The organism is Lentimicrobiaceae bacterium (genome assembly GCA_020636745.1).
Taxonomy (GTDB): domain Bacteria; phylum Bacteroidota; class Bacteroidia; order Bacteroidales; family Lentimicrobiaceae; genus Lentimicrobium.
This window is the reverse complement of the sequence record JACJXH010000001.1, coordinates 297,122-323,967: the sequence shown is the minus strand read 5'-3', so window position 1 is coordinate 323,967 and position 26,846 is coordinate 297,122. Positions and strand designations below refer to the sequence as shown.

Here is a 26,846-nt window from a genome sequence, read left to right as displayed (position 1 = left end):
GAATTCTCGTTATAAAAGATTTGCAAACAGGCAATTTTCAAGGCATTTAGTTTGAAATAAAGGAAAACTGCCCTATATTTGTCAAAACTTTTTGATCTGACCAAGTAATTGAATATTAACAACAAAAACTGATAACTTAAATTAACCATTATGAAAAAGGTAAGCTACCAATCGATTCTGCTGCTGTTGATTCTGATGTTAGGTATTTCTCCTGTGCTTGTTACAGGTCAGGAATCAGGACAAGATAAAACGGCAACAAAATCATCATTTGACAAACATTTTTTCCTGCAGGCAAGTGGAGGTTTGTCACAATTTTACGGTGATGTTAACAATGACGATTTTTTGAACAAAAAAACCAACTTCTTTTATGGAATTGGCTTAGGTTATCAGTTTAGCCCGGTTTTTGGAGTTCGTGGTACTTTTAACAACGGATGGGTTGTCAGTACCCGCGAAAATCCAATTGAAGTACCCGCTGAACTGAGAATGTCGTCCAGCGTTTGGGATGGTCAGTTAAACCTGACTGCCAGTCTCACCAACCTTCTGTTTGGATACAAGCCTGAGCGCTTCTTAAACTTCTATGTGTTTACCGGAGCTGTTTATTCAACTTACTCATCAATTCTTTACAACACTCAGGGAACTGATGATTTTTCAGATGACATGATTCTTGACCGTTTTGGCCCTTCAGCTGAAGCTCCATTTGAAACAAGTGCTCACACTGCATTCGGCCTTCCGGTTGGTGCTGGTGTTAATATGCGCCTTGCTGAAAAATGGGATCTGAACCTGGAATTCAACGAGCGTTTCACATTCAAAGATGATATGGACGTTATTGAATCTGAAAAGAATGATGCTTATGCTACTCTGATGCTTGGTGTGACTTATAAATTCAAACCAAGTGCCAACCTAAAATCGATGGAAAAGAACTACGGTTTGGTTAAATATGAAACCACTCCTGATCCTTTAGTTAAGAAAGGTGACACCGTTTGTGTAAATGTTAAAGTTATTTTCCCTGAAAAATATTTTGCTAAAAAAGCAGCTATGAATTTCCAGCCTGAAATTAAGTATGCCGGAACAACCCGCAAACTTAAAGCTGTAAATTTCCAGGGCGAAGAAGTTAATGGCGATGGTATTGTTATCAACTACAAAACCGGAGGTTCATATACTTACGTTGATTGCATTCCTTACGAACCAGGAATGAATGCATCTGATTTGGTTGTTTCTCCATCACTTTATTCACCAAAAGAACCTGTTGCTTTAAATGCAACTCCGGAAGAAATCGGAGCCAAATACACTGTAATTGACCTTCCTGAACGCAAATTAGCCGATGGTGTTATCATTACTGGCACTCGTATTCATCATGACGAAGCTCTGATGATTGCAGATCATGGTTATCAGAAAGAAACAATTATCAGCAAAGATGCCAAGATTTACTTCCAGGTTAATCTTCACAACCTCAACTGGAATCTTCCGCTTAACAGAAGCAATATGGTTAAGGAGAAAATTGAGGAGTTAAAAGGTTTTATCAAACAAGGATACACAATCCGCGATATTGATATCAATGCATGGGCTTCACCAGAAGGAGAAGAAAGTTTCAACCAGGGACTGTCAGAACGCCGTGCCCAAACCGGAAAGAAACAGGTTGTTGATATGTTCAAAAAAATGGCTAAAGAGAAAAATGCCGTTATCAACATTCCTAATCCAGAGCAGGCTATCAAATTTAATTCATATGCCAATGGCGAAGACTGGAACGGATTTATGCAAGCTGTTGAAGCTTCAAACATCGGTGACAAACGCATCATTATGAATGTTGTAAACTCACAAAGCGATGTTACTAAACGTGAGCAGGAAATTCGCAATATGGCCGTTGTTTATAAAGAAATCGAAGACGAAATTCTTCCTCCACTCCGCAGGGTTGAAATCAAGGTAAACTGTTTTGAGCCTAAAAAGACCGACGAAGAGATTGCAGCGCTTGCCATCAGCGATCCATCAAAACTTACCAACGAGGAACTGCTTTATGCTGCTACTCTTACCAACGATAACGCTACCAAACTGCGCATCTACAAAGCTGGCACAACTCAATTTGCCAACAATTACAAAGCATTCAACAATGCAGCAGTTCTTGAGCTTGAAGCCGGACAGCTTGGAGAAGCTTCATCACACCTGATGAAAGCCGATCAGTTAACTCCAAACAATAAAGAAGTTGTAAACAACCTTGGAGCTCTTGCTTCTAAGAAAGCTGATTACAAAGGCGCTAAAGTTCAGTATGAAAAAGCTAAAGGTCTTGGTGCAGATGTTAACTATAATATGGGCATCGTTGAATTGGGCATGAACCATTATGACAAAGCGCTGAGCCTGATGAGTGGCAAAAAATGCAACTCAAACGTTGCTCTTGCCCAGATTATGACAGGTAAATACTCAGACGCTTCAGCTTCTTTAAAATGCGCTCCTGAATCAGCACACAACTACTATCTGATGGCAGTAGCCGGTGCTCGCAACGCAGACGCTAAAATGCTTATCGAAAATCTGACTAAAGCAATTGAAAAAGATCCTTCACTGAAGGTTCAGGCTGCTGAAGACAGAGAATTCATTAAATTCTTCAGCAATGCAGAATTTATGAACCTCGTTAAGTAATCACTTCACATAAATAAAAAAGGCCGGCAAATTGCCGGCCTTTTTTATTTATGTCATCTTCTTAAAAAGCATTCTGTTTAAAAGAAGACTTGACATTGTATAAAATTATTTGAAATAGAATTCCTGCAAGTAGGCTGAATTGTTGCTACAAAAAAACATACATGGCTGACATTTTAAACTGAAATACAACCTGTAGGTTTTAAAGTGAGTTTGAGTACAATCCCATAGCAAAAGTCACTGGCAAAGCACTAAAACTATGACCAATTATTTATTCTGAAGTACAATAAATTGTCGTTTTACTAAAATACCCTTATTCGCATTATGTAACAGCGCATACTTTCACATCTCTATGAGATTCAAAGAAGCGATACGCCGCCTTAGCGGAAGGCGATTTTATTTATGTAGAAAATATTCTTGTTATTACGATCATTTTGGTAACTATTTCGCAGATTCTGATACCCATAAACCAGGAAGTAATTATTATACCAAAACTCAAGCGAGCTGTTTGAATCACTATAAACTCTATCCCGCGGACTCAGCGTAGCAATATCAGTATATGAAATATTGTCAATGGAAGTTCCTCCATCGATTAGCTTCGAGGCAATTTTGCCATCGTTAGTATATGATAGCACCAACCCGTCAGAGTCTTCCCAGGCTATTACGCGGGGCTTTAGATTTTGCGAAAGGATATTGCGAAGTTCCAGATCGTTATTCCACCTGATGGCTCCTGTTGAATCAAATCCGGCTATAAAAGTAGTAAGATACCTGTATCCTTCAAATACAGAGTAGGTAGACGGATAAGGGCGGCCATAATAGTCATACACCATAGTAGTAACTGTCCGATATTCAGGATAATATGCTTCAGCTACAAATACATAGTCATTTTTCCATTGAAAGATTTCGTGTGTGAGCAAATCATGGTCAACAGACACTGAATTTGTTCGCTCGGCTCTGTTTGAGCCACGTCTGATGCTTAAATCAGACGGGCGCCTCAGATATCTGTAAAAATTCTGAAAGTTGGTAAAATCATAAAATCCTGAATTCACCTCCTGGTTGTCTTTAATCAATACAGAGAAAAAACCTGTAGAAGCAACCCCTATCGATTCATAACCATCAATGACCCTGGTTCGGTTTGTACGGCCATAGGAGCCAATAACCAGTTCAGTATTAGCATCAATACTATAAGCAAAGGCCGTGTTGATCATATTGTTATCATCGAATTTACTTAAAGCCAGATCGCTCACTTTGCCCCCATTGCTGTTTAATTTGACCAGAAAATAAGAACGTTTTTTGGCCGAACTACCGGTTGTACGTAAAATCAGGGTTGTAAGGCCTGTTTCCTTGTCAATATTCAAAGATTCGATGATCACTTTTCCATCAATGCCCGGGTTAATAGATACGATATCCTTCCGGTTAAAGTCATAACGCAACAGCAGCGATTCGTTATTTTTATTGTTTAAACCGGCTAATGCAAAATTTTTACTGATGCTAAAGTGAGAAAGTCCTGATCTTTCAGGTATAGTATATCTGGCTTCTACTAATGAAGCCTCATTAATCATTACATCCAGAATGCGGAAATTATTTTCGTCTCCGCCTCTAACGAGGTGAAAAAATGCTATTAGATGATTATTGGCATAGAGAGCATCTTCAAGAACAAATCCCTTTGGCAAAGGGTAACTTTTTCGCCAAATTTCCTTGAGGTTTACATCAAGCATAGCTGTAATCCAAAGCATATTACCAGCTTCGTCAGAATCAGAGCTCAGGTAAATAATCATGAGCCCATTATTGCTACAGGGTACGACTTTATATATTTCGGTATCGTCCTTTACAGGGATTTCAAGTCTTATAGGTTTTCTGTCCTGTGCAAATGAGTAAAAACAAGTAACAGAAAACAAGATTGAAAGTATAAATGAAGAGAAATTGCGTTTCATAATACTATCTTAAGTAAAATGTAAATTTACGAATTATCAAAAGCCTGAAAAGAACTAAAAATAAAAAAGCAGGCTGTCCGGCCTGCTTTTTTATGCAAATTTCATGCAAATTAATTAATAATACAGAAGCTTACTTTACTTCTTCAAAATCTACGTCGGTAACTTCAGAATCAGACTGACTTTTGCCTGTTGATTCTTGAGCGTTTGTAGCATCTGGTCCGGCGCCGGGTTGTCCTTCCTGCGCCTGAGTAGCTTTATACATCTCTTCGCTGGCTGCCTGCCATGCAGTATTTAACGCTGCCAATGAAGCATCAATTCCGGCAAAGTCTTTGTTTTTATGTGCTTCTTTCAAATCGTTGAATGCTTTTTCGATAGGCATTTTTTTATCAGCAGGAAGCTTGTCGCCATATTCTTTCAACTGTTTTTCAGTTTGAAAAATCATTGTATCAGCACTATTGAGCTTATCCACTTCTTCTTTTGCCCTGCGATCAGATTCAGCATTTGCTTCAGCTTCATCTTTCATTCTTTTAATTTCATCGTCTGACAGTCCGGATGAAGCTTCAATATGGATCTGCTGGGATTTGCCAGTTCCTTTATCTTTTGCTGAAACATTAAGAATACCGTTGGCATCAATGTCAAAAGTTACTTCAATCTGGGGCACACCTCTTGGTGCAGGAGGAATACCATCAAGATGGAAGCGGCCAATACTCTTATTGTCGCGTGCCATTGGGCGCTCACCCTGTAAAACATGAATTTCAACAGAAGGCTGATTATCGCTGGCAGTTGAAAATACTTCAGATTTTCTTGTAGGAATGGTGGTGTTTGATTCGATGAGGCGGGTCATGACTCCACCCATTGTTTCGATACCCAAAGACAGAGGTGTGACGTCAAGCAGCAACACATCCTTTACTTCACCAGTAAGAACGCCTCCCTGAATAGCAGCACCAACAGCCACCACTTCATCAGGATTAACCCCTTTAGAAGGTGTTTTTCCAAAAAACTCTTCAACAATTTTCTGAATTGCAGGAATACGGGTTGAACCTCCTACTAAAATCACCTCGTCAATATCAGAAACCTTCAAACCGGCATCTTTCAATGCCTGACGGCAAGGATCAATTGTTGAACGAATCAATTGATCATTAATTTGTTCAAATTTAGCACGTGTAAGCGTACGAACAAGATGTTTGGGAATTCCGTCAACCGGCATAATGTAAGGCAGGTTGATTTCAGTAGAAGTTGAACTTGACAGTTCAATTTTAGCTTTCTCAGCTGCTTCTTTCAAGCGCTGTAATGCCATTGAGTCCTTGCGAAGGTCAATTCCTTCATCATTCTTAAACTCATCGGCAAGCCAGTCAATAATTTTATGGTCAAAATCATCACCTCCCAGGTGTGTATCACCGTTGGTTGATTTAACTTCAAAAACGCCTTCACCAAGTTCAAGAATTGAAATGTCGAAGGTTCCGCCGCCAAGGTCAAATACTGCAACTTTGATATCGTGATTTTTTTTGTCTAAGCCATAGGCAAGAGCGGCTGCAGTAGGTTCATTAATAATGCGCTTAACTGTTAAACCAGCAATTTCACCGGCTTCTTTGGTAGCCTGACGCTGTGAATCACTGAAATAGGCAGGAACAGTAATAACGGCTTCACTCACTGTTTGTCCAAGATAATCTTCGGCGGTTTTCTTCATTTTTTGAAGAACCATTGCTGAAATTTCCTGAGGTGTATAAAGTCTGTCGTCAATTTTAACTCTTGATGTATTATTGTCACCTTTTACAACCTTGTAAGGAACACGTCCGGTTTCTTTGGTAACTCTGTCAAATGTTTCGCCCATAAAACGTTTGATAGAAAATACCGTACGTTCAGGATTGGTGATAGCCTGCCTTTTAGCAGGATCTCCCACTTTACGTTCGCCATTGTCGGTAAACGCAACAATAGATGGAGTTGTGCGGCGTCCTTCGCTATTGGGGATTACCACCGGTTCATTCCCCTCCATTACGGCTACACACGAATTTGTTGTACCAAGGTCAATTCCAATTATTTTACCCATTTTATCTGAATTTTTAAAATTATCTTTTTGTTTCATGCCTGTTTTCAAGGATTATGCCAAGCTTGCCAATGCGACACAAAAGACAGGCACTTCTCACCCTAAATTCATCTATACCCTTGTTATTCAATGTTATACAAAAACAAAAGACCGATAAATAATTATCGGTCCTTTATGGCTTTATGACATTTTTTCTGACATTTCGTCAGCAAATGACTAAAAAGGCAATGCAGAAGTTTAATTGCCTATTTTTTTAACGAACTTCAGGCCTTCATTCATCAACCGCTCTTCGGTAGAGGGGCCTACCTTCATTTTCACGGCAGAGGTTTCGGTTGTTTTTGTATACCGGCAGGAAAACAGGCCTATTCCGTTTGTAATATTCGAATATTCAGGCTTTTCCTGAACAATGCCAGATGAAGGCTCATTTACTTCCATATAAGTATTCAATTCATCACCGGCAACAGAGAAAAGAAACTCAATCCGGTTGACAAGCCTTGCCTGCACATTGTCTTCACTCAGCGCATCGCCATCCTTATATGGGATTAAGTTTTTGCATACGTTAAAGAAGTTACCCGGAGTATAAACGATTTCCAAAGGTTCACCACCCTGTATTGAACTTGATTTTACAGAACTGAATTCCCAGTCAATATACCTGTGAAGTGTATCAGTACTTTGCTTCAAATCCTCATCAAACCAGAATCGAATGGCCACATTATATCTCTTTCCGTCTTTGGCAGAGTTCCATTTTATTCTCTGGTTACTTTCCATCGTAAAATTAATACTCTGCTGACCGGGACGGGGAGTTTCCACAGTAAAATTTTTAACAAGTTTCGTATCGGCTGACACCACCTTACCTGTGAGTTTATTCGTAATGGTAACGGTATAGGTATAATCGTTATCAGAAAGATTTGAAGGAACTTTAAATTCTCCTTTATAAACAAGTTGACCGGGATAATAAAACAGCCCTGCTTCCTTATTATATACAGAAGTTGTATCGAATGTAAATGATCGGAAACTGCCATTCAACCCTTTTTCGGTAACAACGACTTCCAGATTATCGCCATAACTGCTGGAGTCAGCAATCTGAGCGTAAGTAAGTGCATTACCATCACCAAGAAAAGCTTTATTTATTTTCAGGTAATGAACCGAATCATTTTGACTAATCAGCCCATAAACTACAGTAATATCTTTCCACTCACCGGTTACATCAAAATCTGTTTCACAAGAAACAAAACAACCGGTTAGGAATACAGCAACCAGTAACTGAAAGAATCTTCGTTTCATTGACAATAGCATTGGCAGTTAATAAATACAGTAATCAGAAAAGCAAAATTAATGTAATTAAGCATTCAATCATACAAAATCAAAGACTTCAATTCCAGCATTTGTATATTTTTATACAATACTAAAGCTTTTAGTGGCATACCTGCAACAGCCTCATGGCCTGTATCCCGATTTCTTTTGTAGTTTTGCAAAATAAAAACGGACAGACTGACTGATTTTTTTTAAAGATCAGCATTCTGGACTACAGGCGAATGAATTTTCACTAATCTAAATTAAAAACCAGCGCTGATGGATTCCCAGGTATCAAAATTCTCGAATGTTACAAAAGTAACCACCCATGTGTTGCAGGAAATGAAGTTGAAGAATGAGAAAATTGCCATGCTAACTGCCTACGATTATTCCATGGCCAGACTAATTGACAAGGCAGGGATTGATGTGATTCTCGTTGGCGATTCTGCTTCAAATGTGATGGCCGGGCACACGTCTACGCTTCCGATAACGCTGAATGAAATGATTTACCATGCCACATCCGTGATTCGGGGGGTAAAACGGGCTTTGGTAATTGCCGACATGCCTTTTGGCACTTATCAGGGCAATTCAAAAGAGGCTTTGAGTTCGGCCATCAGAATCATGAAGGAATCAGGAGCAGATGCTGTAAAATTAGAAGGAGGCCGTGAAATCCTTGAATCAGTAGATCGCATTCTTTCCGCAGGAATTCCAATTATGGGTCATCTTGGCTTAACACCGCAATCAATTCATAAATTTGGCACCTATGTAGTCAGGGCTACTGAAGAGAATGAAGCCAGAAAGCTGGTTGAAGATGCTCATTTGCTTGAAAAGGCAGGCTGCTTTGGCATTGTTTTGGAGAAAATACCCGCCAAACTTGCAGCTCAGGTTACCAGCGAAATTAAAATTCCCATTATCGGAATCGGAGCTGGCTCAGAAGTTGACGGACAAGTGCTGGTTTTGCACGATATGCTCGGCATAACGCAGGAATTTTCTCCGCGGTTTCTCAGAAGATATCACAATCTGAGCGAAGAAATTCAAGGTTCAGTAAAAGCCTATATCAAAGATGTAAAAACTGTTGACTTTCCGAATGAAAGAGAACAGTATTGAAAAAGTGACAGGCCTGGGTTATTCAGATTCAGGCCAAATCAGCTGTTTTCATCAAAAGCCATCACTTAGTTGGGCTGTCATATAGACAGTATTTTTCTGACAGTAATCATATTCTGTAATAAATCAGCATTTTCCTATGGAAAACATGCCCGAAATATTGTTTGAAGACAACCACATTCTGATTGTAAACAAGAGGCCCGGAGATATTGTGCAAGGCGATAAAACGGGAGACATCCCTCTCACTGAAACATTAAAGGCATATATTAAGAACAAATACAATAAGCCGGGCGAGGTCTTTCTGGGATTGGTTCACCGACTCGATCGCCCTGTGAGTGGAGCTGTTATTTTTGCCAGAACATCAAAGGCACTTACCCGCCTCACGCAAATGGTTAAAGAACGTGAGATTAGCAAAACATACTGGGCAATAGTTGACAAAAGACCCGAAAGGGAAGAAGGAATTCTGATTCATTTTTTAAAAAAAAACGAGCAACAGAACAAGTCCTATAAAGTTAAAGAAGGGACATCAGGTGCAAAAAGGGCTGAATTACATTACAAACTGATTGGCTCAGGAAAAACTTACTTTTTGCTTGAAGTAAATCTGATAACCGGACGCCATCATCAAATCAGGGCTCAGCTCTCGGCCATAGGATGCCATATAAAAGGTGACCTCAAATATGGCGCGGCCCGATCAAACGAGGATGGCTCTATCAGTTTACACGCCCGAAGGCTGGAATTTATCCATCCGGTTACAAAACAAAGTACAATTATAACAGCTCCTGTTCCTGACAAACCTGAATGGCTGTATTTCAATCTGTAAAACGTACAAAAAAATAAATGTGGTTGAGACAAAACCGAATGAATCTTGTTTGATGATTAGATTCTAACCTTACACCGTGAAACAACCCATAAAATTAATAATACTTCTTCTGGCATTTCTGTCATTGCCTCAGGCGAAGGCTCAATATTACGATATAGGTCAGGCCAGGGCATCCCATCAATGGAAACAGATTGAAACACCCGGATTCAGATTGATTTTCCCGTCACATTACGAACCGGAAGCCCAGAAAGCTGCAGTTTTATTTGAGTATGCAAGGAACAAAGTTTCCTCTGGTTTACAGGCAAATGTGCGTAAAACGCCTTTGATATTTCACACCGAAAGTGAAGTTTCAAATGCTTATTCAATATGGGCTCCAAGACGAATAGAATTTCTTACAACACCCCCACAGGACTTATATCCGCAACCATGGATTGAACAATTAGCCCTGCATGAATACAGGCACATTGCTCAGCTATCAAAATTAAACCAGGGCATCACCAAAAGCCTGGGAATAGTCTTTGGAGAACAGGCTGTTGTTGTTTCAACAGGCCTTTTTGTTCCCTCATGGTTTATTGAAGGTGATGCAGTTGTAGCAGAAACTGCATTGGGAAAATCAGGGCGAGGCAGAGTACCTGCATTTGAAATGCCTTTGCGCGCTCAGTTAAAAGAAAAAGGAACATACAGTTATGCGAAAGCAAGCCTGGGTTCATACAAAGACTTCGTGCCGGACATATACATTACAGGATATCACATTGTAGCAGCAGCCAGAAAAAAATACGGAAATAATCTCTGGAATACCGCACTGAATTTTACAGCCCGGCGTCCTTATACAATAACCCCATTTAATAACGGGCTTAAAAAAGTATCCGGTTTAAACAAAAAAGGGATTTACCTCGAAAGCATGGTTTATCTTGACAGCTTATGGCATAAAGGGCAGGCAACAGAAAGCCATCAGATAAAATTGCTGCATGAGCCCGATAATTATACAAATTACAACCATCCACATTTCATCAACGATACATTGATTGTTGCCCTGAAAACATCATATAAAGACATACCCCGCATCGTAAGTATTGATAAAAAAGGCCGGGAACAAATTATATATACGCCTGGTTATATGCCTGACGACAGAATTTCATACAGTGGCGGATGGCTTGCCTGGATAGAAAACCGCCCGCATGTAAGATGGGAAACAGTCGGCTTTACCACTATCATCATGCTTAACCCCACAACGGGCGAACTTCGCAAACTAAAAACTTCCGACAGAAATTTTTCACCTGTAGCAGCTCCGAACGGGAAAGACATCGCCGTAATTACAATCGGAACCCTTGGCGAAAGTTACCTTAAGATCATAAAATCTGACCAGAAAACAGAAAGCATTCCTTTTCCAGCCGGGTTGTTTGCTGCATCGTTGCAGTGGTCGCCCGATGGAAAGCAAATAATTTTTATACTAACCGGCAACAAAGGAAAAGCACTGGCCTGTGCAAGCCCGGGAAAGACAGACATCCACTTTCTTACTCCTTTTTCCTATTCAGAAATAAGTAATCCCGCATTTGCAGATGACCTGATATTTTTCTCAGGTACATTTTCGGGGAAAAGTCAGATTTTTAAACTCAACCCGGCTACAAAATCACTTTTTGTTTGCACAAATGAGCCATTTGGTGCAACACAGGCCTCCATTGCTCAGCATCAAATGCTATACGCAACCTACACTGCAGATGGGTACAGGATTGCCAACGTTGATCTGACAAAAAGCAACGAATTTGCATATGAGCCTGAAAAAGCGCCGGAATTCCCTCTGGCCGAAATACTTTCTGAGCAAGAAAACCATTTTTCATTCCCCGACTCAATTACCACCTCTCCCTATAAAGCGAAAACTTATAAAAAAGGGCTGAATCTGTTTGGCATTCACAGCTGGGCACCCGTTTTTGTTGACATTGGGGGAGAAACTGTAAGGCCGGGCATTTCTGTAATGAGTCAGAATTTACTAAGTACATTGAGCATATCAGCCGGATATGATTATAATATGGATGAAAAGGAAGGGATGATACGCAGCGAGATCACATGGAAAGGTTGGTTCCCTGTTTTCAGTGCTAAGTTCTCAACCGGGAAAAGGGCATCAATGACCAATGAGCAAAATGAAACCCCAAGGCGTTTCACCTGGAATGAAACCAACTTTGATTTCAGCATTTCGCAATCGCTTAATTTATCACGAGGGCCATATAGCACAGGTCTGTTTGCCGAGATATCACATAATCTAACACATCTGGAACATGACGTGTCAACACCCATAGAATTTACAAAAGGAGACTTATCCGGTTTAACCTACCGGACATTTTTTTACCACTATAAAAGGCAGGCTTATCGCGATTTGGCTCCACAAAAGGGATTTAATTTAGAATTAAAATACAGGCATACACCTTTCGGCCAGATAAAAGCCGGAAATATTGCAGCTGTTGCAGCTCAGGTGTATCTTCCCGGATTGGCAGCCAATCACTCATTTCAAATATATTCCGGTTTTCAGCAATCAAATCCCGAAACCTACAGGTTTGCCAATATTATTAGTGTAAGCAGGGGATATCTCATAATTCCCAATGCCGATAAAGTGAGCAGCCTGAAAGCCATTTACAGGCTACCGCTATTTTACCCTGACAGACACCTGGGAGGGCTTCTGTTTATCAAACGCATCAGAGCTGCTGCATTTTATGACTTCACCAGTGCCTTATCTTCAGGCAAAACAACGTATTATAATTCTGCAGGAGCAGATCTGACTTCCGATATACATTTATTAGGCTTAAGCACACCCGTAAGCCTTGGAATCAGAACAATGTATTTGCTAAACAGTAAACAAACAGCTTTTGAACTACTTTTCTCGATGAATTTATACCAATACTAACCCTTGCTTTAACAACAAAAAACAAGGGGTCCCTTTAAAAATTATCTTAAAAAATAATGCCAATACAGGCATTACATTGTATCGAATTAAAAATAAAATACTGTTTGGCTTATTTTGCAAATACAAAACCTGCTAACTTAGCTAATATCATTACTGAAAAATCATCTAATCAATTCTTTATGCGATTTATCCTGCGAATGTTTATCTCAACATGTTCAGTTATTATTACGTCATACATACTTCCAGGGGTTGAACTTGAATCATTTTTTTCAGCATTTTCAACTGCTTTGCTTATAGCTTTCTTAAACACAATAGTAAAGCCCTTACTTATCATATTTACCATACCCGTTACATTGCTTACGTTTGGATTCTTTCTGCTGGTTATCAACGCAACAATCATCATGATGGCATCCAATCTGCTTAATGGCTTTTATGTAGAAAACTTCTGGTATGCATTAATTTTTAGCATTATTCTTTCTGCAGTCAATACTGTATTAAGTTCAATGGTAGCATCAGATTCTCAGCCAAAAGCATAAAACATCCAAGTACACCCACCATAGTTTACTGCTAAAGTAAACTCTATTCCCCTTATTTACAACGCCTTTCAAATTGATGAAGCGCAATATTTGATTTTACTTCCATTAAAACATGCGAGGAAATTCGCTCAATCCATCAAAAATATGACAAGGTATTTAACCAATTTGTACTTTCGTAGAAAAATAAGATGATTTATGAAAAGTAGAATGATCACCCTGATTTCAGCCATTGAAGAAATCATACAATCCTGTGAAGTATGCAATGTTGGCATGGTTGACCAGGATAACCTGCCCTACACACTGCCATTTAACTTTGGTTATAAAAACAACACTGTTTATCTGCATTCTGCACCTGCAGGTAAGAAGATTGAAATTTTAAAAGCCAATCCCAACGTGTGCATTACCTTCAGCAACTCGCACGAACTTTACAAGCAATCAGAAAATGTAGCCTGCAGTTATGGCATGCGGTACAAAAGTGTACTGATAAGAGGAAGGGTTGAATTTGTGGAAGACTATGATGAAAAAATCAGCATTCTGAACCTGATTATGAAGCAATACACGCAACGCGACGACTTTTCATACAGCGAACCGTCAGTGAAGAATGTTACTGTAATGAAAATAGAGGCCACAAAGATTGAAGCTAAAGCTTTCGGCTACTAGCGAATCAGAAAACAACTCAAACCTTGCTTCGGGTAAAAGAAGGAGAAGATTTGTTCACCATTTTTTCTTGATCAGAATAAAGAGACGATAAATCAAATACCCCAGGGCAGCTCCAAACAACATACCAGTAATAACATCACCCGGATAATGAACACCGAGGTAAATACGGCTGTAGGAGATTGTAATCGACCAGCTCAGCAAAAGCGGGAGTAACCACTTTCGGGACCTCAACATTAACCCTGCAAATACAGCAATACCGGCTGTGTTGCAGGCGTGTGATGAAATAAACCCATACTGCCCTCCACAATGGCCAAATAGCGTGCGAACCATTCCTTCCAAAGCAGGCTCATGGCAAGGCCTCAAACGATGAAAAACATCTTTAAAAAGCCTCACTGATAACTGATCAGTGAGTAAAACCAACAAAACAATCATCAAAACTACCAGCCAGGCTTTATTACGGTTTTCTTTTATCATCAAAAATAAAAGCCAGGCATACAAAGGAATCCAGATAAACTTATCGCTCATCCAGAACATAAAAAAATCAAAAAAAGGCGAATGCAGGCCATTGAGCCGGAGGAACAGATGCTGATCAAACTGAATAATCCATTCTATCATTTGTGTAGCAGATTAGAACTCACCATGCAGTGCTTTCCAGACCTCATCTTTAAGTTGAACAACCCCAAGCCCGGTTTGTGAAGAAATAAATACCACAGGAATATCAGGCATCTTTCTCTTTTTCAGTTTTTTAAGCTCTTCTTCAGGCAGTAAATCGCATTTAGTTATCGCCAGCACCCTTGCTTTATCAATCAACTCAGGATTAAACTGTTCCAGTTCGTTTAACAGGATTTGGTATTCTTTGCGAATATTAGGAGAAGTGGAAGGAATCATAAACAACAAAACTGAATTACGCTCAATATGGCGGAGGAATCTAAGGCCAAGTCCACGTCCTTCAGAGGCGCCTTCAATAATACCGGGAATATCAGCCATGACAAAGGAAAGATCATTGCGATAAGCGACGATGCCCAGATTTGGCCTGAGTGTAGTAAATGGGTAATCAGCGATTTCAGGTTTTGCAGCAGAAACTACAGATAAGAGGGTTGATTTTCCGGCATTAGGGAAGCCTACAAGTCCGACATCTGCTAAAACTTTTAATTCAAGAATACGCCAGACTTCCATACCAGGTTCGCCGGGTTGGGCAAAACGAGGTGTTTGAAAAGTAGAAGATTTAAAATGATCATTACCAAGTCCGCCGCGGCCGCCCGGCACAATGATACATGTTTCACCATCCTTAGTTATCTCGGCCAGTTGCTCCATGGTTTCCGGATCTTTAACCACAGTTCCAAGAGGCACATCAATATAGACATCTTCCCCTTCTGCGCCGGTTCGTCTGTTATTTCCTCCACTAACGCCATCGCTGGCTTTAATGTGTTTGGTATATTTCAGATGGAGCAAAGTCCAGTGCTGGGCATTCCCTCTAATGATGATATGCCCTCCCCTTCCTCCGTCGCCTCCGTCAGGGCCGCCTTTAGCGTTACCCCGGGTTCGTAAAAGATGAGCAGAACCGGCTCCTCCTTTACCGGAACGCAGGTTCAATTTGACGTAATCTACAAAATTTGATGATGACATGGCTGATTTGCCGGATTTTACCGGGCTGCAAAGATAATAAAAACAGCCGGACCAGCCGGCTGCATAATTTAAAGGGCGAAAAACGAACTACCTCAGTATACGCATAGCTTCTTCCACCTTGGTACATAACCTGTTGAATACGTGTTCCTGATCCCCAACAGCATCAATGGTTGAGAACTTTTGTTGCTTGCTGTAAAAGTCAGCGACCGGCATTGTTTTTTCAGTATATTCCTCCAATCGGTGCACGATTACATCGGTATTCATATCGTATAACCGGGCCTGAGGTGTTTTTGCCCGCGCACTTAAACGTTTTATCGATTCAAGGGTTGAAGCATTTAATTCAATACAATAAGAAACAGAAGAGTCAAGCCTTCTCAACAGTCCGTCAAGAATATATGCCTGAACAATTGTACGCGGGAAACCTTTAAAAACGAATCCCTTAACCGTGTTATGCTGTTGAATTTCGCGTTCGATGAGCTGAATAACGATTTCATCAGAAACAAGCCCCCCACTCTCCATAAAGTCTTTCACTTTCAAGCCGATTTCCGACCCTGCTTTTATTTCACGGCGCAGTAAAGAACCGGTGGAGATATAATAGAGATCATATTTTTTAGCTAAAAGCCGGCCCTGAGTACCTTTACCTGAGCCCGGAGCTCCTGTGAGAACAAGATTAAACCAAACATTCTGAAGTGTACGGTTAATAGACTCTGTCAATCTCCCGAAAACTTCAGGAATTAACCCAACGCCATGAATGGGAATATATTTATCGCGAAAACGATAAAACTCAGCAACTGGTTTGGTTTTATTTTCATACTCCTGCAGCCTGAATTGAATAACTTCAGCTGTATCATCACTGCGGCCCGACACTTTTCCTCTTTCAAGCAAACGGGTAATCAACTCTTCGCGGGGCACTTCAAGACTCAACATGCAAGCCAGCGAAGTGTTTAGTTTCAAGAGAAGTCCTTCAAGAATATATGCCTGAACAAGTGTACGCGGAAATCCGTCGAACAGAATCCCGTTAGTATCATTGCTCATAATAATTCTTTTCTCAATAAGTTGCACAATGAGCTCATCAGAAACAAGCTGACCACGGCCAATAATATCTTTTGCCTTTTTACCAAGCTCTGATTCCTCCGCAATTTCCTGACGCAACAAATCTCCGGTAGAGATGTAGGCAAGTTTATATTTTTCGATCAACAGCGCCGACTGAGTACCTTTACCGGCTCCAGGAGGGCCAAAAAGTGCAATATTGAGCATAAACGAAAAGTTATATTATGTTTCAGATTGATTTAAAAACATCGGCCTTCTATTCAACAATTTTATAGATATCAGGCAGGTTTCGGGCAAAGCCATCATAATCGAGGCCATAGCCCAAAATGAAATCATTTTGAATTTCAATACCTACATAATCAATACTATAATCAGATTTAAAGGCTTCTGGTTTATAAAAAAGCGTTGCAATTTTTACATCTGCAGCTTCCTGATTGTGAAGAATATCGAGCATACGGCGCATGGTTAAGCCTGTATCAATTATATCTTCAATAATAACCACTGTTCTTCCTTTCACAACTTCGTTCAGCCCGATAAGTTCGTTCACCACCTGAGAGCTTCGTGTTCCTGTGTAGGATGAAAGTTTTACAAATGAAATATTATTTTCAATTTCAACTTTCTTCATCAAATCAGATGCAAACATAAATGCACCATTCAAAACAACAAGAAAAAGGGGCACACGGCCTTTAAGGTCGGCATTTATTCCCTGGGCAACTTTGGCCACTGCTTTATCAATATCTTCTGCCTTGATAAATACTTCAAATTCTTTGTCTTTTACTTTTACTCTGTTTTTCATCCCGGGCTTTTTAATAATCTTCAAAAATACGACAAATACCTTTATAGCAAAATATATCGCCGATAAGTTATAAAAAGCTTTATTTCATAACAAATAGTGGAAACAAGTAAGGCTTGTTTTTGTTTATTTTGCAGAAAACAATAAAAATATGACACCAAAAGTAAGTATTATTATGGGCAGCACTTCTGACCTACCGGTAATGAAAGAGGCTGCTGAGATTCTGAACGAATTTAAAATTCCATTCGAAATCAATGCATTATCGGCACACCGGACGCCTGATGAAGTTGAAGCTTTCAGCAAATCAGCCCATAAAAAAGGCATCAGAGTTATTATTGCCGGAGCCGGTATGGCTGCACATCTGGCAGGAGTAATTGCTGCCATGACTGCAGTACCGGTAATTGCAGTACCAATCAAAGCTTCACTTGATGGTCTTGACTCCCTGCTGGCCATGGTACAAATGCCTCCCGGAATCCCGGTAGCCACCGTAGCTATCAATGGCGCCCGCAATGCAGGTATTCTGGCTGTTCAGATGCTGGCTACAGGCGATGAAGAGCTTTACAATAAACTCCTCAGCTTTAAAGAAGAGTTGAAGACCAAGATTGTTAAAGCCAATGAAGAGTTAAGTACTGTTAAATACGAATTCAGGGTCTGACACCTGCTGGTATTCAACAATTGATTAAGCTAACATTAAATGTCATGCTTTTTCAACCATAATGATGCTTCTCTTTTTTAAGGTAAAAAACTGAAGTCGCGATAAATTACAGTTATGACTAACCGGATTTCAACTAAAAGACAGAAAAATGGAATCGAAAAAAATTATAGTACCTGTAGATTTTACCCCAGCTTCAGATCAAGCAATTTTACAGGCCATAAGCATCGCTCAAAAGTCAATGTGTTCAATCCGGCTATTACACCTCCTCGAAAACAACACGCAGGGGGATATAGATGAAACCCCGCTGGCAATTGAAGACAAATTGAATGTTTTAGCGAAAAGCATTGCCTCTCATGGAATTGACAGCGACTTTATCTTAAAGGAGGGAAGCATTTTTGATGAAATTCCTTTGATTGCCAATTCCAGAGAGAATTTTATTTTGGTCATCGGCACACATGGTGTCAAAGGCCTCAGGCAAAAATTATTTGGAGCTGACATTCTCAAACTCGTACGAAAAATCTCTATTCCCTGCCTGATTGTGCAGGAACAATGCCAAAATCACCACTTTAGTCCAATAGTTTTTCCGGTTGGAGGGCACAAAAACTTTGACATTCTCATCAAATCCACTGCTGACTTGGCCAAGCTCTATAAAGCCGAAGTGCACATTTATTCGGTCGCATTAAAAGGTGAAGCCATTTCTGATGAAATAAAGGAAAACATTGCTTTAGCAGAGAAAATTTTTACTGAAAACTCCATCTCTTTCAAACGCGTTATTGATGACCTTCGAGTAATTTCAATCGGGTTTGCCCGCCAAACGGCGGAATATGCAAAAGAAACCGGCGCTGGTCTTATCTCAATTATGTCAGTTAAATCAGAAGAACACTACTATCTGGCTCAGGCCGACAAAGAAACCCTGATTAACAACCTTTCAGCCATTCCGGTTTTATGTCACAGCGGGTTAAAAAACATCTGACAAGCAGAATAACCGGCTTCAGTATGCACAAGACTTTTTAAAGCACTGATAATCATTTCAGGCAATAGGCTGAATAGCACTTACTTTTTCCTGACCATCATCAAGCCATCTCTTACCGGAAGCAGAAGGTGCTCAACTGATGTATCTTCCTTTATAAAACTGTTAAAAGCAACTATTCCACGGGTTTCTTTATCTGTAAGGGCATTTTCATTCAACACCTTGCCATACCAAAGAACATTATCAGTCAGAATAAAACCGCCCTTACGCACCATTGGCAAAACAGTGAGGTAATAATTTAAGTAGTTTTCTTTATCGGCATCAATGAAAACCAGGTCAAAAGGACCTTGAAGAGTTGGTATTACTTGCATGGCATCTCCCTGATGAGTAACAATTCGGTCTTCATAACCTGATTCGCTGATGTATTTTTTTGCTATATGAGCAACTTCAGGATTGTTATCAACGGTATGCAGTTTTCCGCCCGGAGCAAGTCCTGAGGCCAGATAAATGGCCGAATAACCCGTAAAAGTCCCAACTTCAAGAATCAATTCAGGCTGAATCATATGACTCAACATTTGAAGTAACCTTCCCTGCAAAAGCCCTGACAGCATACCGGGTGTAGTCACCGCAAGATGGGTTTCGCGTATCAGTTGCTGCATTAAATCCGTTTCAGGAGATGTATGCTCAACAGCATACTGTTCGTAAGCAGGCGTAGTTGTCTGATACTGCGGACGTTCAAAAAGTTCTTTCATCATTTTCGTTTTTGATACACCAGCATACTCAGTTGATTGGTATCGAAAATTGCACAAGCGACCTCCTGAAGCTGAGCGGCTGAAATTGCGTTGATTTTTGAAATCAGTACATCATGAGTATCGACTGTATCGTAAACGAGCACACTTTTGGCCATTGAAAGAGCATCATTCAGGTTTGACTCAAATGAAATAGCCAATTGCCCAATAAACTGTTGTCTGGCAGTATGTAACTGAAGCACGCCCAAGCTTTTATCTTTAAATTTCTTTAATTCCTTGTGCACAATAGCCACTGCCTTGTCAAGCGATCCATTATCAATTCCCAGATATACCATAAAAGAACCTGTTTCAGCATAGGGCGTATAAACTGATTCAATATTATAGGCAATACCGTTGCGCTCACGCAGGGCCATACTCAGCCTCGAGTTCATGGCCGGGCCACCCAGCATATTGTTTAACAAAGCCAATGCCGTACGCCGTGAATCGGCATAACTAAAGGCATGGTTTCCCAGAATGCAATGGGTTTGAAACACCCGCCGGGGCTGAACAATCTGCTGTGCCGGCAAGGGGGAAAAATTAACCCGTGGTTGTGTCCGGAGATTTTCAGGAACCTGCCCGAATGAAGCTGTTATAAGTTTAATCAGACGTTTGAAAGGAATATTGCCTACTGAACTGATTACAATCTGGTCGGTGTGGTAATGATTGGACAGGAATGAGATAATGCGTTTGCGGCTGATTCGTTTCACTGAAGAGGGGGAGCCCAGAATTGAACGCCCCAGCGGGTGGCCACTGAATAGCATTTCCTCAAACTCATCAAAAATCAATTCTGAAGGTGAATCTTTATAGGAATTAATTTCGTCGAGTACCACATCCTTTTCTTTGGCAATTTCTTTTTCAGGAAATGTAGAATTGAAAAGAATATCGGCAAAAAGGTCAATGGCACGCGGGTAAAAAGTATTGAGAAAAGAAGCATGAATGCATGTTTCTTCCTTGGTAGTATAAGCATTGAGGTCTGCACCAATATTTTCGAGATGGCCCAATACCTGATGAAGCCGGCGCTTGGTGGTACCTTTAAAAATCACATGCTCAATAAAATGAGCCAGTCCCTCTTCTCCTGGGTTTTCATCCCGGGATCCAGTATTGATCATTACGGCCATATGCCCGACCAACATGTCGGAATGACGATGAACGATTCGTATGCCATTGGGAAGAGTATGAAATAGATATTGCATCCGCCAGAATTAAGGGTTGCAAAATTAGTTAAAATTAACAGGCGAAAAATCAGAACATTTAAATCAGGCAAAACGAATAATTGATTACCCGATTTACATGACAAGACAAAATAAAATTGATTTCACAAAGAAAATCACTTGGCTTCGAGCGGGAAGTTTTTTTCAAAAGAGAGCCAGAAAAGCGGATTGTAGCCACGCAATTCACCGGTTTCTGTATAACTTTCAACCAAAGGACAAATGGCAATAACCTTTTTGGTTATCAAACCATTTTTCTCATTCAAATACCACTCTTCCAGAAATCTCACCCTTGTAATATCTGAAAGCTGCAGCTCAGTACTAACAATAGAATCATAATCTTCATACGGAGCATAGGCACGTTGCAGAGTTATCAGCTCCTTGCGTGTGCTCCGCTCTTTCAACTCAGCAGGAGTCATTGGTTTATTGGTCATCACATCATACATCTTCAGTTTGCCTGAATTTGCCGTATTGATAATGGCCTGAACCAGTTTTTCACGTTTGGGCCCTTCCAGATTCTGTACAAACCACTCCAAATCCACATCTGGTGTTTTAATTGTAACATCGTACTGAATACGATCTGTCAGCAATTTACCCTTATTATTTCCGCATGAAGTAATGATAAGTAAGGACAATGCTGCTGCTAATGAAATGAATGCATTTTTCGTCATCTGTTATTTCGGGTTGGTTCATGATTATGACAAAGTCAGCTCAAAATTACAAATAGAAATGGCCGTTTGGTTAGAAAAGAAAAAAATTGGCACTAAAATTCGCAACAAGCATAAATAAAACAAACACAAAGAAAACAAATACCGGTATCATCTCGGATCACAAGTAAACTTATAACTTTGCAGTATCATTAAGCCCGTTTAACCTACAGCGAATTACATATGGCTGGCTCGTTCAAGTATATCAAAACAGAGAAATTAAAAACCGGACAAGTACACCTATACTTGCCAGGAAATCTAAGTATTTCGGCTGAGAAATTTACTATCGGATTACTTTTGTTTTTCACTTTTCTGATTTATTCAGGCGCATTGTCGAATCAATTTCTGATTGGGTGGGACGATGGAGAATACTTGTCAAACCAGGTTGTAAGCGGCAACGGCCCTATTCAGACAGCTGCCATATTTTCAGATTTTCATCTGGGAATGTACCAGCCCCTGGCTGTATTAAGTTTTGCCATGAATTACAAAATGGCTGGAGATACAGCATGGCCTTACATCTTAACCAATATCCTTCTGCATCTTATAAATACATTGCTGGTTTATAAGCTTATGAAGCGTTGGATGAAGGGAGTTATTCCTGCCACAGTTGTTGCGCTTTTATTCGCTATTCACCCCATGCATGTTGAGGCTGTAGCCTGGATATCAACCAGAAGTTCAGGACTTTATTCCTTTTTTTTCCTGTCAGGCCTGTTGGCATGGGATAAATATTTGGACGAAGGTTTTAAAAACAAATACTATATGCTGTCATTAGGGTTTGCACTTTTGTCGCTATTCTCTAAATCAATGGCTGTTAGCTTTCCGCTGATTTTACTTTTGATGGATTTTTATAAAGGCCGTAAATTCAGTTTCAGAATAATATTTGAAAAAATACCCTTCCTGATTTTTTCACTCATTTTTGGCTTAATTGCTATAAAGGCAGCATCTTCATTTGGTCATATTACCGTACTGGAGCATGATTACAATTGGATTGAGCGCATTTTTCTGGTGATTTATGGCATTTCGTTTTACCTTATCAAATCAGTTATTCCAACCAATTTATCAGCCATTTATGCATTTCCTGAAATAGTAAATGGGAATCTCCCAAACTATGTTTACAGTGCCGCAATTGTACCGTTGGGGTTAATCGCTGCCGTGTGGTTTTCAGGCAAAAACCGCAGAGAATTCATTACAGGCATTTTATTTTTTCTGGCAAGCATTGCCATAGTTTTGCCACTTTTCTGGTCGCGAATATTTATTACAGCCGATCGGTACTCCTACATTCCATATATTGGTTTGTTTATGATTGCCGGACGTTTAGTAAGCAACATTTATGATTTGAAAGAAAGCATTGAACGAAACAACCGTAAGATGCTGATTGTATCATTGTTGCTTATAACGGGCCTGCTAAGTGTGGCTACTTTCAAGCGTGTCAAAACATGGAAAGACACACCCACATTACTTACTGATGTTATAGAAAAGCGCCGGTCAGATGCCGATATGGCTCATGGATATTTTTATCTGGCCAACTACTACGACGCAGCCAATCGTGCTGAAGAAGCCCTGAAATACTACGATCTTGCACTCAGCCGCAACCAGCGCTATCTGCTGGCACTCAACAACCGCGGCATTCTTAAAGCAAAAGCCGGTAATCCTTTAAGTGCCATACACGATTTCAATGATGCACTAAAGATAAAGTCTGATTATGCCGAAGCTTATTACAACCGGGGTGTAGCCTATTACCAGACTGGTAAATCAGATTTAGCCTGTGAAGACTGGACTATGGCCTACAAACTAAAATTTAAACCTGCCGGTGATGCCATTACGCAATATTGTCATAAAAATATAATGCCTGATTTCGGAAAAACTGAACCCGGCAGACCATCACTCTAAAGCAAAGCCATGAAATCGTGAATGTATGTTCAACAAAATACCCGTGCTCTTTTGCACTTTCATTATAACAACTTTAAATTTTTACCAACAAAAAAACAAAAACGAAAACCTGGAGAAAATTTTAAATCAAAAAAACTTTAACAGGAATTAGTAATACCAATGCCACTACAAACACTATAAATTACACAAAATGGAAACCAAAGAAGTAAACAAATTCATTGCTGACATTGAGCTTTTTAAAGGCCTCAGCACACAGGAATTAACAACAGTGGCTACCGCTGTTGAAGAAAAAGTATTTAAAACGGGGGAATACCTGTTTTATGAAAACAGTCCGCGTGAAGTCATTTACATTATTTACGAAGGAGAAGTTGAGCTATTCAAGAAATCACCATTTGGCGCCGAAACAAGATTAAGCTACTTCAGTCGTTATGATTTTTTAGGTGAAGGCTCGCTCACCGAAGACTCACCACACAGCACAAGTGCACGTGTTAAACAAAAAACCACGGTATTAGAATTACCCAAAGCGTTTTTTGAGCAAAACGGCCCGATAGCACTCAAAATATTTTCAAATATTTCAAGGGTTATTTCACGTCGTATGCGCCATGCCAATGCCCGTATGGTAAGTTCGGCAGCACAATATGAGTCAGGACGCACCCGGACTGAGCATGACTTGCTCGGATTCAGGGAAGTTCCGTATGAATACTATTATGGAATACAAACATTAAGGGCGCTGGAAAACTTCAACATATCAGGAGTTCAACTTAACTTTTATCCAGTATTTGCTGAGTCGCTGGCCATGGTAAAACTGGCTGCAGCCAAAGCCAATTATGACCTTGGTTTACTTGACAAACCTTTAAAAGATGCTATTGTTGCAGCCTGCAATGAAATCATCAACGGTAAATTTTCATTCCATTTTGTTGTAGATATGATTCAGGGTGGTGCGGGCACTTCTACAAACATGAATGCCAACGAAGTTATTGCAAACCGCGCGCTTGAAATTATGGGTTATGAAAAGGGCCAATATGAATATTGTCATCCGAACAACCATGTAAACCTCTCACAATCTACCAACGACGCCTATCCTACTGCAATAAAAATTGCCCTGCTGCGAAGCAATGAGAAACTGGTTACCGTTTTAAGTGAACTGATTGCTTCATTTAATTTCAAAGCCAAAGAGTTTGCTCCTGTAATAAAAATGGGTCGTACCCAGTTACAGGATGCAGTGCCTATGACCCTGGGTCAGGAATTTGAAGCATATGCAGTAATGCTATCAGAAGAAATTCAGCGGTTGAATCAGAATGTTGAGTTATTTCTGGAAGTAAATATGGGTGGCACTGCCATCGGCACGGGAATTTGTGCCGATCCCCGCTACAGCGGAATTGTTATTGAGCATCTGAAAGAAATTACAGGAAAACCAGTAGTACTGGCCACTAACCTGGTAGAAGCTACACAAGACACAGGAGCCTTTATTATGTATTCATCAGCCGTTAAACGTCTGGCTGTTAAACTTTCCAAAATTTCCAATGATCTTCGTTTGTTGTCATCAGGCCCCAGAGCCGGATTGAATGAAATCAATCTGCCTCCCATGCAACCCGGAAGTACCATTATGCCGGGTAAAGTAAATCCGGTAATTCCCGAGGTTGTGAACCAGATTGCCTTTAAAGTAATTGGCAATGACCTCACGGTGACCATGGCCGCTGAAGCCGGACAGCTCGAGCTGAATGTAATGGAACCTATCATTGTTTACAGCCTTTTCGAGTCAATAGAAATGCTTAAAAATGGCATGAACACACTTAACCATCGTTGTATCAAGGGCATTACAGCCAACGAGCAGGTGTGCCGCGAAATGGTGTACAACAGCATTGGCCTGGTTACTGCATTAAATCCAGTAATAGGATATGAAGCTTCAACCAAATTGGCCAAAGAAGCCCTTGAGGGGGGTAAAAGAGTGTACGATCTGGTACTGGAACATAAACTACTGACCAAAGAGCAGCTTGATGAGATTCTTGACCCGAAAAACATGATTGCACCCCGAATTATGACAAAAATGAATTAATCATTGAATAAAAAAACTTACAGGGCAGGACTCAAATCGAGCCTGCCCTGTAAGTTTTATGCCAATCGTGATATATCTAATCAAGAGAAAAACAACCCGCCACTCCTTTATTTCCATTGATACAAAAGCTTTACCTTCAGCAATAATACTTTTCAAATAACCCATCACTTTTATTGCCATTGGGGAGGCATTTGTTAAATTTGCAAAAACAGCAGATCATGCCCATTAAAATCGCGCTGATTATATCCATTATATTGCAGTTCGGAGCAGCCATTATTGCCCTTTCGCTCACCCGCCGAACCAAAACAAATATAGCCTGGTGGCTTATTTCTATTGCGTTTTTACTGATGGCCATCCGCAGGGTTTTTGAGTTTTTCCAGCTAATGGATTCACACAGCAAACTGATAACCGGACTCCTTAGTACATGGACAGGCGTTTTGATTTCCATTCTCATGCTAGGCAGCCTGATTTTCATTAAACGCATCTTCAATATTCAGAAAAGAATGGAAGAATTGCGCAAGGAAAATGAATCAAGAGTACTTTCGGCCATTGTGCGAACAGAGGAAAACGAAAGACTTAATTTTGCAAAAGAGCTGCACGACGGCCTCGGCCCCCTGCTTTCTTCAGTTAAAATGGCCATTTCAGCTTGTCGCGACAATAATGGAGAGATAAATGAAAAAGTGATGGCGAATGCCGGTAAACTGATAGATGAATCGATTACTTCACTCAAAGAAATTTCTAATAATCTGAGCCCTCACATTCTAAATAGTTTCGGACTAAAAAAAGCCGTCAAATCATTTATTTCAAAACTCCCCTATACCGGCAATTTAAGGATTAATTTTGACACCAACATTGACAATCAGCGATTTGCATATAATATTGAAGTTATACTATACCGCGTCATCTGTGAGTTGATATCTAATTCGTTAAAGCACTCGGAAGCCAAAAATGTTTTTATATCGTTGATGACAGATGCGCAAACAATTGCGCTGGATTACCTCGACGATGGAATTGGTTTTGATATTGAAGTGGCTGAATACAGCGACAAGGGGATGGGATTCTCAAACATTAAATCGAGGATAAAGTCCTTAAATGGCACTTTTGAAATTTACACCAAACAAAATGAAGGAGTAAGGGTCAATGTCATTATAAATTTAAAAGCCGGTTCAAGATAAAACATATCAGTCAAAT

21 protein-coding genes are annotated in these 26,846 nt (G+C 40.1%); 11 read left to right on the top strand and 10 right to left on the bottom strand.

Annotation, left to right across the window (positions count from 1 at the left end):
• The first annotated feature begins 150 nt into the window (after positions 1-150).
• Positions 151-2,628: an outer membrane beta-barrel protein gene (locus tag H6541_01300; GenBank protein ID MCB9014400.1), complete on the top strand. Its 2,478-nt coding sequence runs from the start codon at positions 151-153 to the stop codon at positions 2,626-2,628.
• Between the two features lie 377 nt (positions 2,629-3,005).
• On the opposite strand, the gene H6541_01295 is transcribed toward H6541_01300, so the two are convergent.
• From H6541_01295 to H6541_01285, 3 genes are all read right to left on the bottom strand, one after another.
• Positions 3,006-4,559 (bottom strand): hypothetical protein, encoded by a 1,554-nt coding sequence (locus tag H6541_01295; GenBank protein ID MCB9014399.1) that lies wholly within the window; start codon positions 4,557-4,559, stop codon positions 3,006-3,008.
• Positions 4,560-4,689: 130 nt separating this feature from the next.
• Positions 4,690-6,606 (bottom strand): molecular chaperone DnaK, encoded by a 1,917-nt coding sequence (gene dnaK, locus H6541_01290; GenBank protein ID MCB9014398.1) that lies wholly within the window; start codon positions 6,604-6,606, stop codon positions 4,690-4,692.
• Between the two features lie 234 nt (positions 6,607-6,840).
• Positions 6,841-7,887: a DUF4249 family protein gene (locus H6541_01285; protein MCB9014397.1), complete on the bottom strand. Its 1,047-nt coding sequence runs from the start codon at positions 7,885-7,887 to the stop codon at positions 6,841-6,843.
• Positions 7,888-8,175: 288 nt separating this feature from the next.
• Between H6541_01285 and panB the strand changes: the two genes are divergently transcribed.
• The 5 genes from panB (at position 8,176) to H6541_01260 (ending at position 13,912) form a co-directional block, all read left to right on the top strand.
• Positions 8,176-9,003, top strand: a complete 828-nt coding sequence (gene panB, locus H6541_01280) for a 3-methyl-2-oxobutanoate hydroxymethyltransferase (protein ID MCB9014396.1) — start codon at positions 8,176-8,178, stop codon at positions 9,001-9,003.
• A 145-nt stretch (positions 9,004-9,148) separates the two neighbouring features.
• Positions 9,149-9,820 (top strand): RNA pseudouridine synthase, encoded by a 672-nt coding sequence (locus H6541_01275; GenBank protein MCB9014395.1) that lies wholly within the window; start codon positions 9,149-9,151, stop codon positions 9,818-9,820.
• Positions 9,821-9,896: 76 nt separating this feature from the next.
• On the top strand, positions 9,897-12,716 hold the full coding sequence (locus H6541_01270) for a hypothetical protein (protein ID MCB9014394.1): 2,820 nt from the start codon (positions 9,897-9,899) through the stop codon (positions 12,714-12,716).
• A 179-nt stretch (positions 12,717-12,895) separates the two neighbouring features.
• On the top strand, positions 12,896-13,252 hold the full coding sequence (locus H6541_01265; GenBank protein MCB9014393.1) for a phage holin family protein: 357 nt from the start codon (positions 12,896-12,898) through the stop codon (positions 13,250-13,252).
• Between the two features lie 195 nt (positions 13,253-13,447).
• Positions 13,448-13,912, top strand: a complete 465-nt coding sequence (locus H6541_01260) for a pyridoxamine 5'-phosphate oxidase family protein (protein MCB9014392.1) — start codon at positions 13,448-13,450, stop codon at positions 13,910-13,912.
• A gap of 54 nt (positions 13,913-13,966) precedes the next feature.
• Here the strand turns inward: H6541_01260 and H6541_01255 are convergent, their stop codons facing one another.
• The 4 genes from H6541_01255 to hpt all read right to left on the bottom strand — a co-directional run bounded on the left by H6541_01255 (position 13,967) and on the right by hpt (position 17,384).
• Positions 13,967-14,527 carry a phosphatase PAP2 family protein gene (locus tag H6541_01255; GenBank protein ID MCB9014391.1) on the bottom strand — a complete coding sequence of 187 codons (561 nt, stop codon included), beginning with the start codon at positions 14,525-14,527 and terminating at the stop codon, positions 13,967-13,969.
• A gap of 12 nt (positions 14,528-14,539) precedes the next feature.
• Positions 14,540-15,538 carry a GTPase ObgE gene (gene obgE / locus H6541_01250; protein MCB9014390.1) on the bottom strand — a complete coding sequence of 333 codons (999 nt, stop codon included), beginning with the start codon at positions 15,536-15,538 and terminating at the stop codon, positions 14,540-14,542.
• Between the two features lie 87 nt (positions 15,539-15,625).
• Positions 15,626-16,795 (bottom strand): adenylate kinase, encoded by a 1,170-nt coding sequence (locus tag H6541_01245; protein ID MCB9014389.1) that lies wholly within the window; start codon positions 16,793-16,795, stop codon positions 15,626-15,628.
• A 49-nt stretch (positions 16,796-16,844) separates the two neighbouring features.
• Positions 16,845-17,384, bottom strand: coding sequence for a hypoxanthine phosphoribosyltransferase (gene hpt, locus H6541_01240; protein MCB9014388.1), 540 nt, complete (start codon positions 17,382-17,384; stop codon positions 16,845-16,847).
• A 148-nt stretch (positions 17,385-17,532) separates the two neighbouring features.
• Between hpt and purE the strand changes: the two genes are divergently transcribed.
• Positions 17,533-18,036, top strand: a complete 504-nt coding sequence (purE, locus tag H6541_01235) for a 5-(carboxyamino)imidazole ribonucleotide mutase (GenBank protein MCB9014387.1) — start codon at positions 17,533-17,535, stop codon at positions 18,034-18,036.
• Positions 18,037-18,184: 148 nt separating this feature from the next.
• Complete coding sequence (locus tag H6541_01230) at positions 18,185-19,009, top strand: universal stress protein (protein ID MCB9014386.1); 825 nt, start codon at positions 18,185-18,187, stop codon at positions 19,007-19,009.
• A gap of 80 nt (positions 19,010-19,089) precedes the next feature.
• Here the strand turns inward: H6541_01230 and H6541_01225 are convergent, their stop codons facing one another.
• From H6541_01225 to H6541_01215, 3 genes are all read right to left on the bottom strand, one after another.
• Positions 19,090-19,758 carry an O-methyltransferase gene (locus H6541_01225; protein MCB9014385.1) on the bottom strand — a complete coding sequence of 223 codons (669 nt, stop codon included), beginning with the start codon at positions 19,756-19,758 and terminating at the stop codon, positions 19,090-19,092.
• Positions 19,758-20,987 carry an insulinase family protein gene (locus H6541_01220; protein ID MCB9014384.1) on the bottom strand — a complete coding sequence of 410 codons (1,230 nt, stop codon included), beginning with the start codon at positions 20,985-20,987 and terminating at the stop codon, positions 19,758-19,760. The genes H6541_01225 and H6541_01220 overlap by 1 nt, the downstream gene beginning before the upstream one ends.
• 134 nt (positions 20,988-21,121) lie before the next feature.
• Positions 21,122-21,673, bottom strand: coding sequence for a hypothetical protein (locus H6541_01215; GenBank protein ID MCB9014383.1), 552 nt, complete (start codon positions 21,671-21,673; stop codon positions 21,122-21,124).
• A 219-nt stretch (positions 21,674-21,892) separates the two neighbouring features.
• On the opposite strand from H6541_01215, the gene H6541_01210 reads away from it, so the two are divergent.
• The 3 genes from H6541_01210 to H6541_01200 all read left to right on the top strand — a co-directional run bounded on the left by H6541_01210 (position 21,893) and on the right by H6541_01200 (position 26,830).
• Positions 21,893-23,599, top strand: coding sequence for a tetratricopeptide repeat protein (locus H6541_01210; GenBank protein ID MCB9014382.1), 1,707 nt, complete (start codon positions 21,893-21,895; stop codon positions 23,597-23,599).
• A gap of 190 nt (positions 23,600-23,789) precedes the next feature.
• The gene (gene aspA, locus H6541_01205) at positions 23,790-25,655 is read left to right on the top strand and encodes an aspartate ammonia-lyase (protein MCB9014381.1); all 1,866 of its coding nucleotides are present in this window, start codon (positions 23,790-23,792) and stop codon (positions 25,653-25,655) included.
• A gap of 218 nt (positions 25,656-25,873) precedes the next feature.
• Positions 25,874-26,830 carry a sensor histidine kinase gene (locus H6541_01200; protein ID MCB9014380.1) on the top strand — a complete coding sequence of 319 codons (957 nt, stop codon included), beginning with the start codon at positions 25,874-25,876 and terminating at the stop codon, positions 26,828-26,830.
• The last annotated feature ends 16 nt before the right edge of the window (positions 26,831-26,846 follow it).

Bases quoted from the DNA above. Each gene is read 5' to 3' on its own strand.
- H6541_01255 (MCB9014391.1), bottom strand. From the start codon at position 14,527: ATGATAGAATGGATTATTCAGTTTGATCAGCATCTGTTCCTCCGGCTC.
- H6541_01265 (MCB9014393.1), top strand. From the start codon at position 12,896: ATGCGATTTATCCTGCGAATGTTTATCTCAACATGTTCAGTTATTATT.
- H6541_01225 (MCB9014385.1), bottom strand. From the start codon at position 19,758: ATGAAAGAACTTTTTGAACGTCCGCAGTATCAGACAACTACGCCTGCT.
- H6541_01295 (MCB9014399.1), bottom strand. From the start codon at position 4,559: ATGAAACGCAATTTCTCTTCATTTATACTTTCAATCTTGTTTTCTGTT.
- aspA (MCB9014381.1), top strand. From the start codon at position 23,790: ATGGAAACCAAAGAAGTAAACAAATTCATTGCTGACATTGAGCTTTTT.
- H6541_01245 (MCB9014389.1), bottom strand. From the start codon at position 16,795: ATGCTCAATATTGCACTTTTTGGCCCTCCTGGAGCCGGTAAAGGTACT.
- H6541_01260 (MCB9014392.1), top strand. From the start codon at position 13,448: ATGAAAAGTAGAATGATCACCCTGATTTCAGCCATTGAAGAAATCATA.
- obgE (MCB9014390.1), bottom strand. From the start codon at position 15,538: ATGTCATCATCAAATTTTGTAGATTACGTCAAATTGAACCTGCGTTCC.
- hpt (MCB9014388.1), bottom strand. From the start codon at position 17,384: ATGAAAAACAGAGTAAAAGTAAAAGACAAAGAATTTGAAGTATTTATC.
- purE (MCB9014387.1), top strand. From the start codon at position 17,533: ATGACACCAAAAGTAAGTATTATTATGGGCAGCACTTCTGACCTACCG.
- H6541_01200 (MCB9014380.1), top strand. From the start codon at position 25,874: ATGCCCATTAAAATCGCGCTGATTATATCCATTATATTGCAGTTCGGA.
- H6541_01300 (MCB9014400.1), top strand. From the start codon at position 151: ATGAAAAAGGTAAGCTACCAATCGATTCTGCTGCTGTTGATTCTGATG.
- H6541_01230 (MCB9014386.1), top strand. From the start codon at position 18,185: ATGGAATCGAAAAAAATTATAGTACCTGTAGATTTTACCCCAGCTTCA.
- panB (MCB9014396.1), top strand. From the start codon at position 8,176: ATGGATTCCCAGGTATCAAAATTCTCGAATGTTACAAAAGTAACCACC.
- dnaK (MCB9014398.1), bottom strand. From the start codon at position 6,606: ATGGGTAAAATAATTGGAATTGACCTTGGTACAACAAATTCGTGTGTA.
- H6541_01220 (MCB9014384.1), bottom strand. From the start codon at position 20,987: ATGCAATATCTATTTCATACTCTTCCCAATGGCATACGAATCGTTCAT.
- H6541_01215 (MCB9014383.1), bottom strand. From the start codon at position 21,673: ATGACGAAAAATGCATTCATTTCATTAGCAGCAGCATTGTCCTTACTT.
- H6541_01210 (MCB9014382.1), top strand. From the start codon at position 21,893: ATGGCTGGCTCGTTCAAGTATATCAAAACAGAGAAATTAAAAACCGGA.
- H6541_01285 (MCB9014397.1), bottom strand. From the start codon at position 7,887: ATGAAACGAAGATTCTTTCAGTTACTGGTTGCTGTATTCCTAACCGGT.
- H6541_01275 (MCB9014395.1), top strand. From the start codon at position 9,149: ATGCCCGAAATATTGTTTGAAGACAACCACATTCTGATTGTAAACAAG.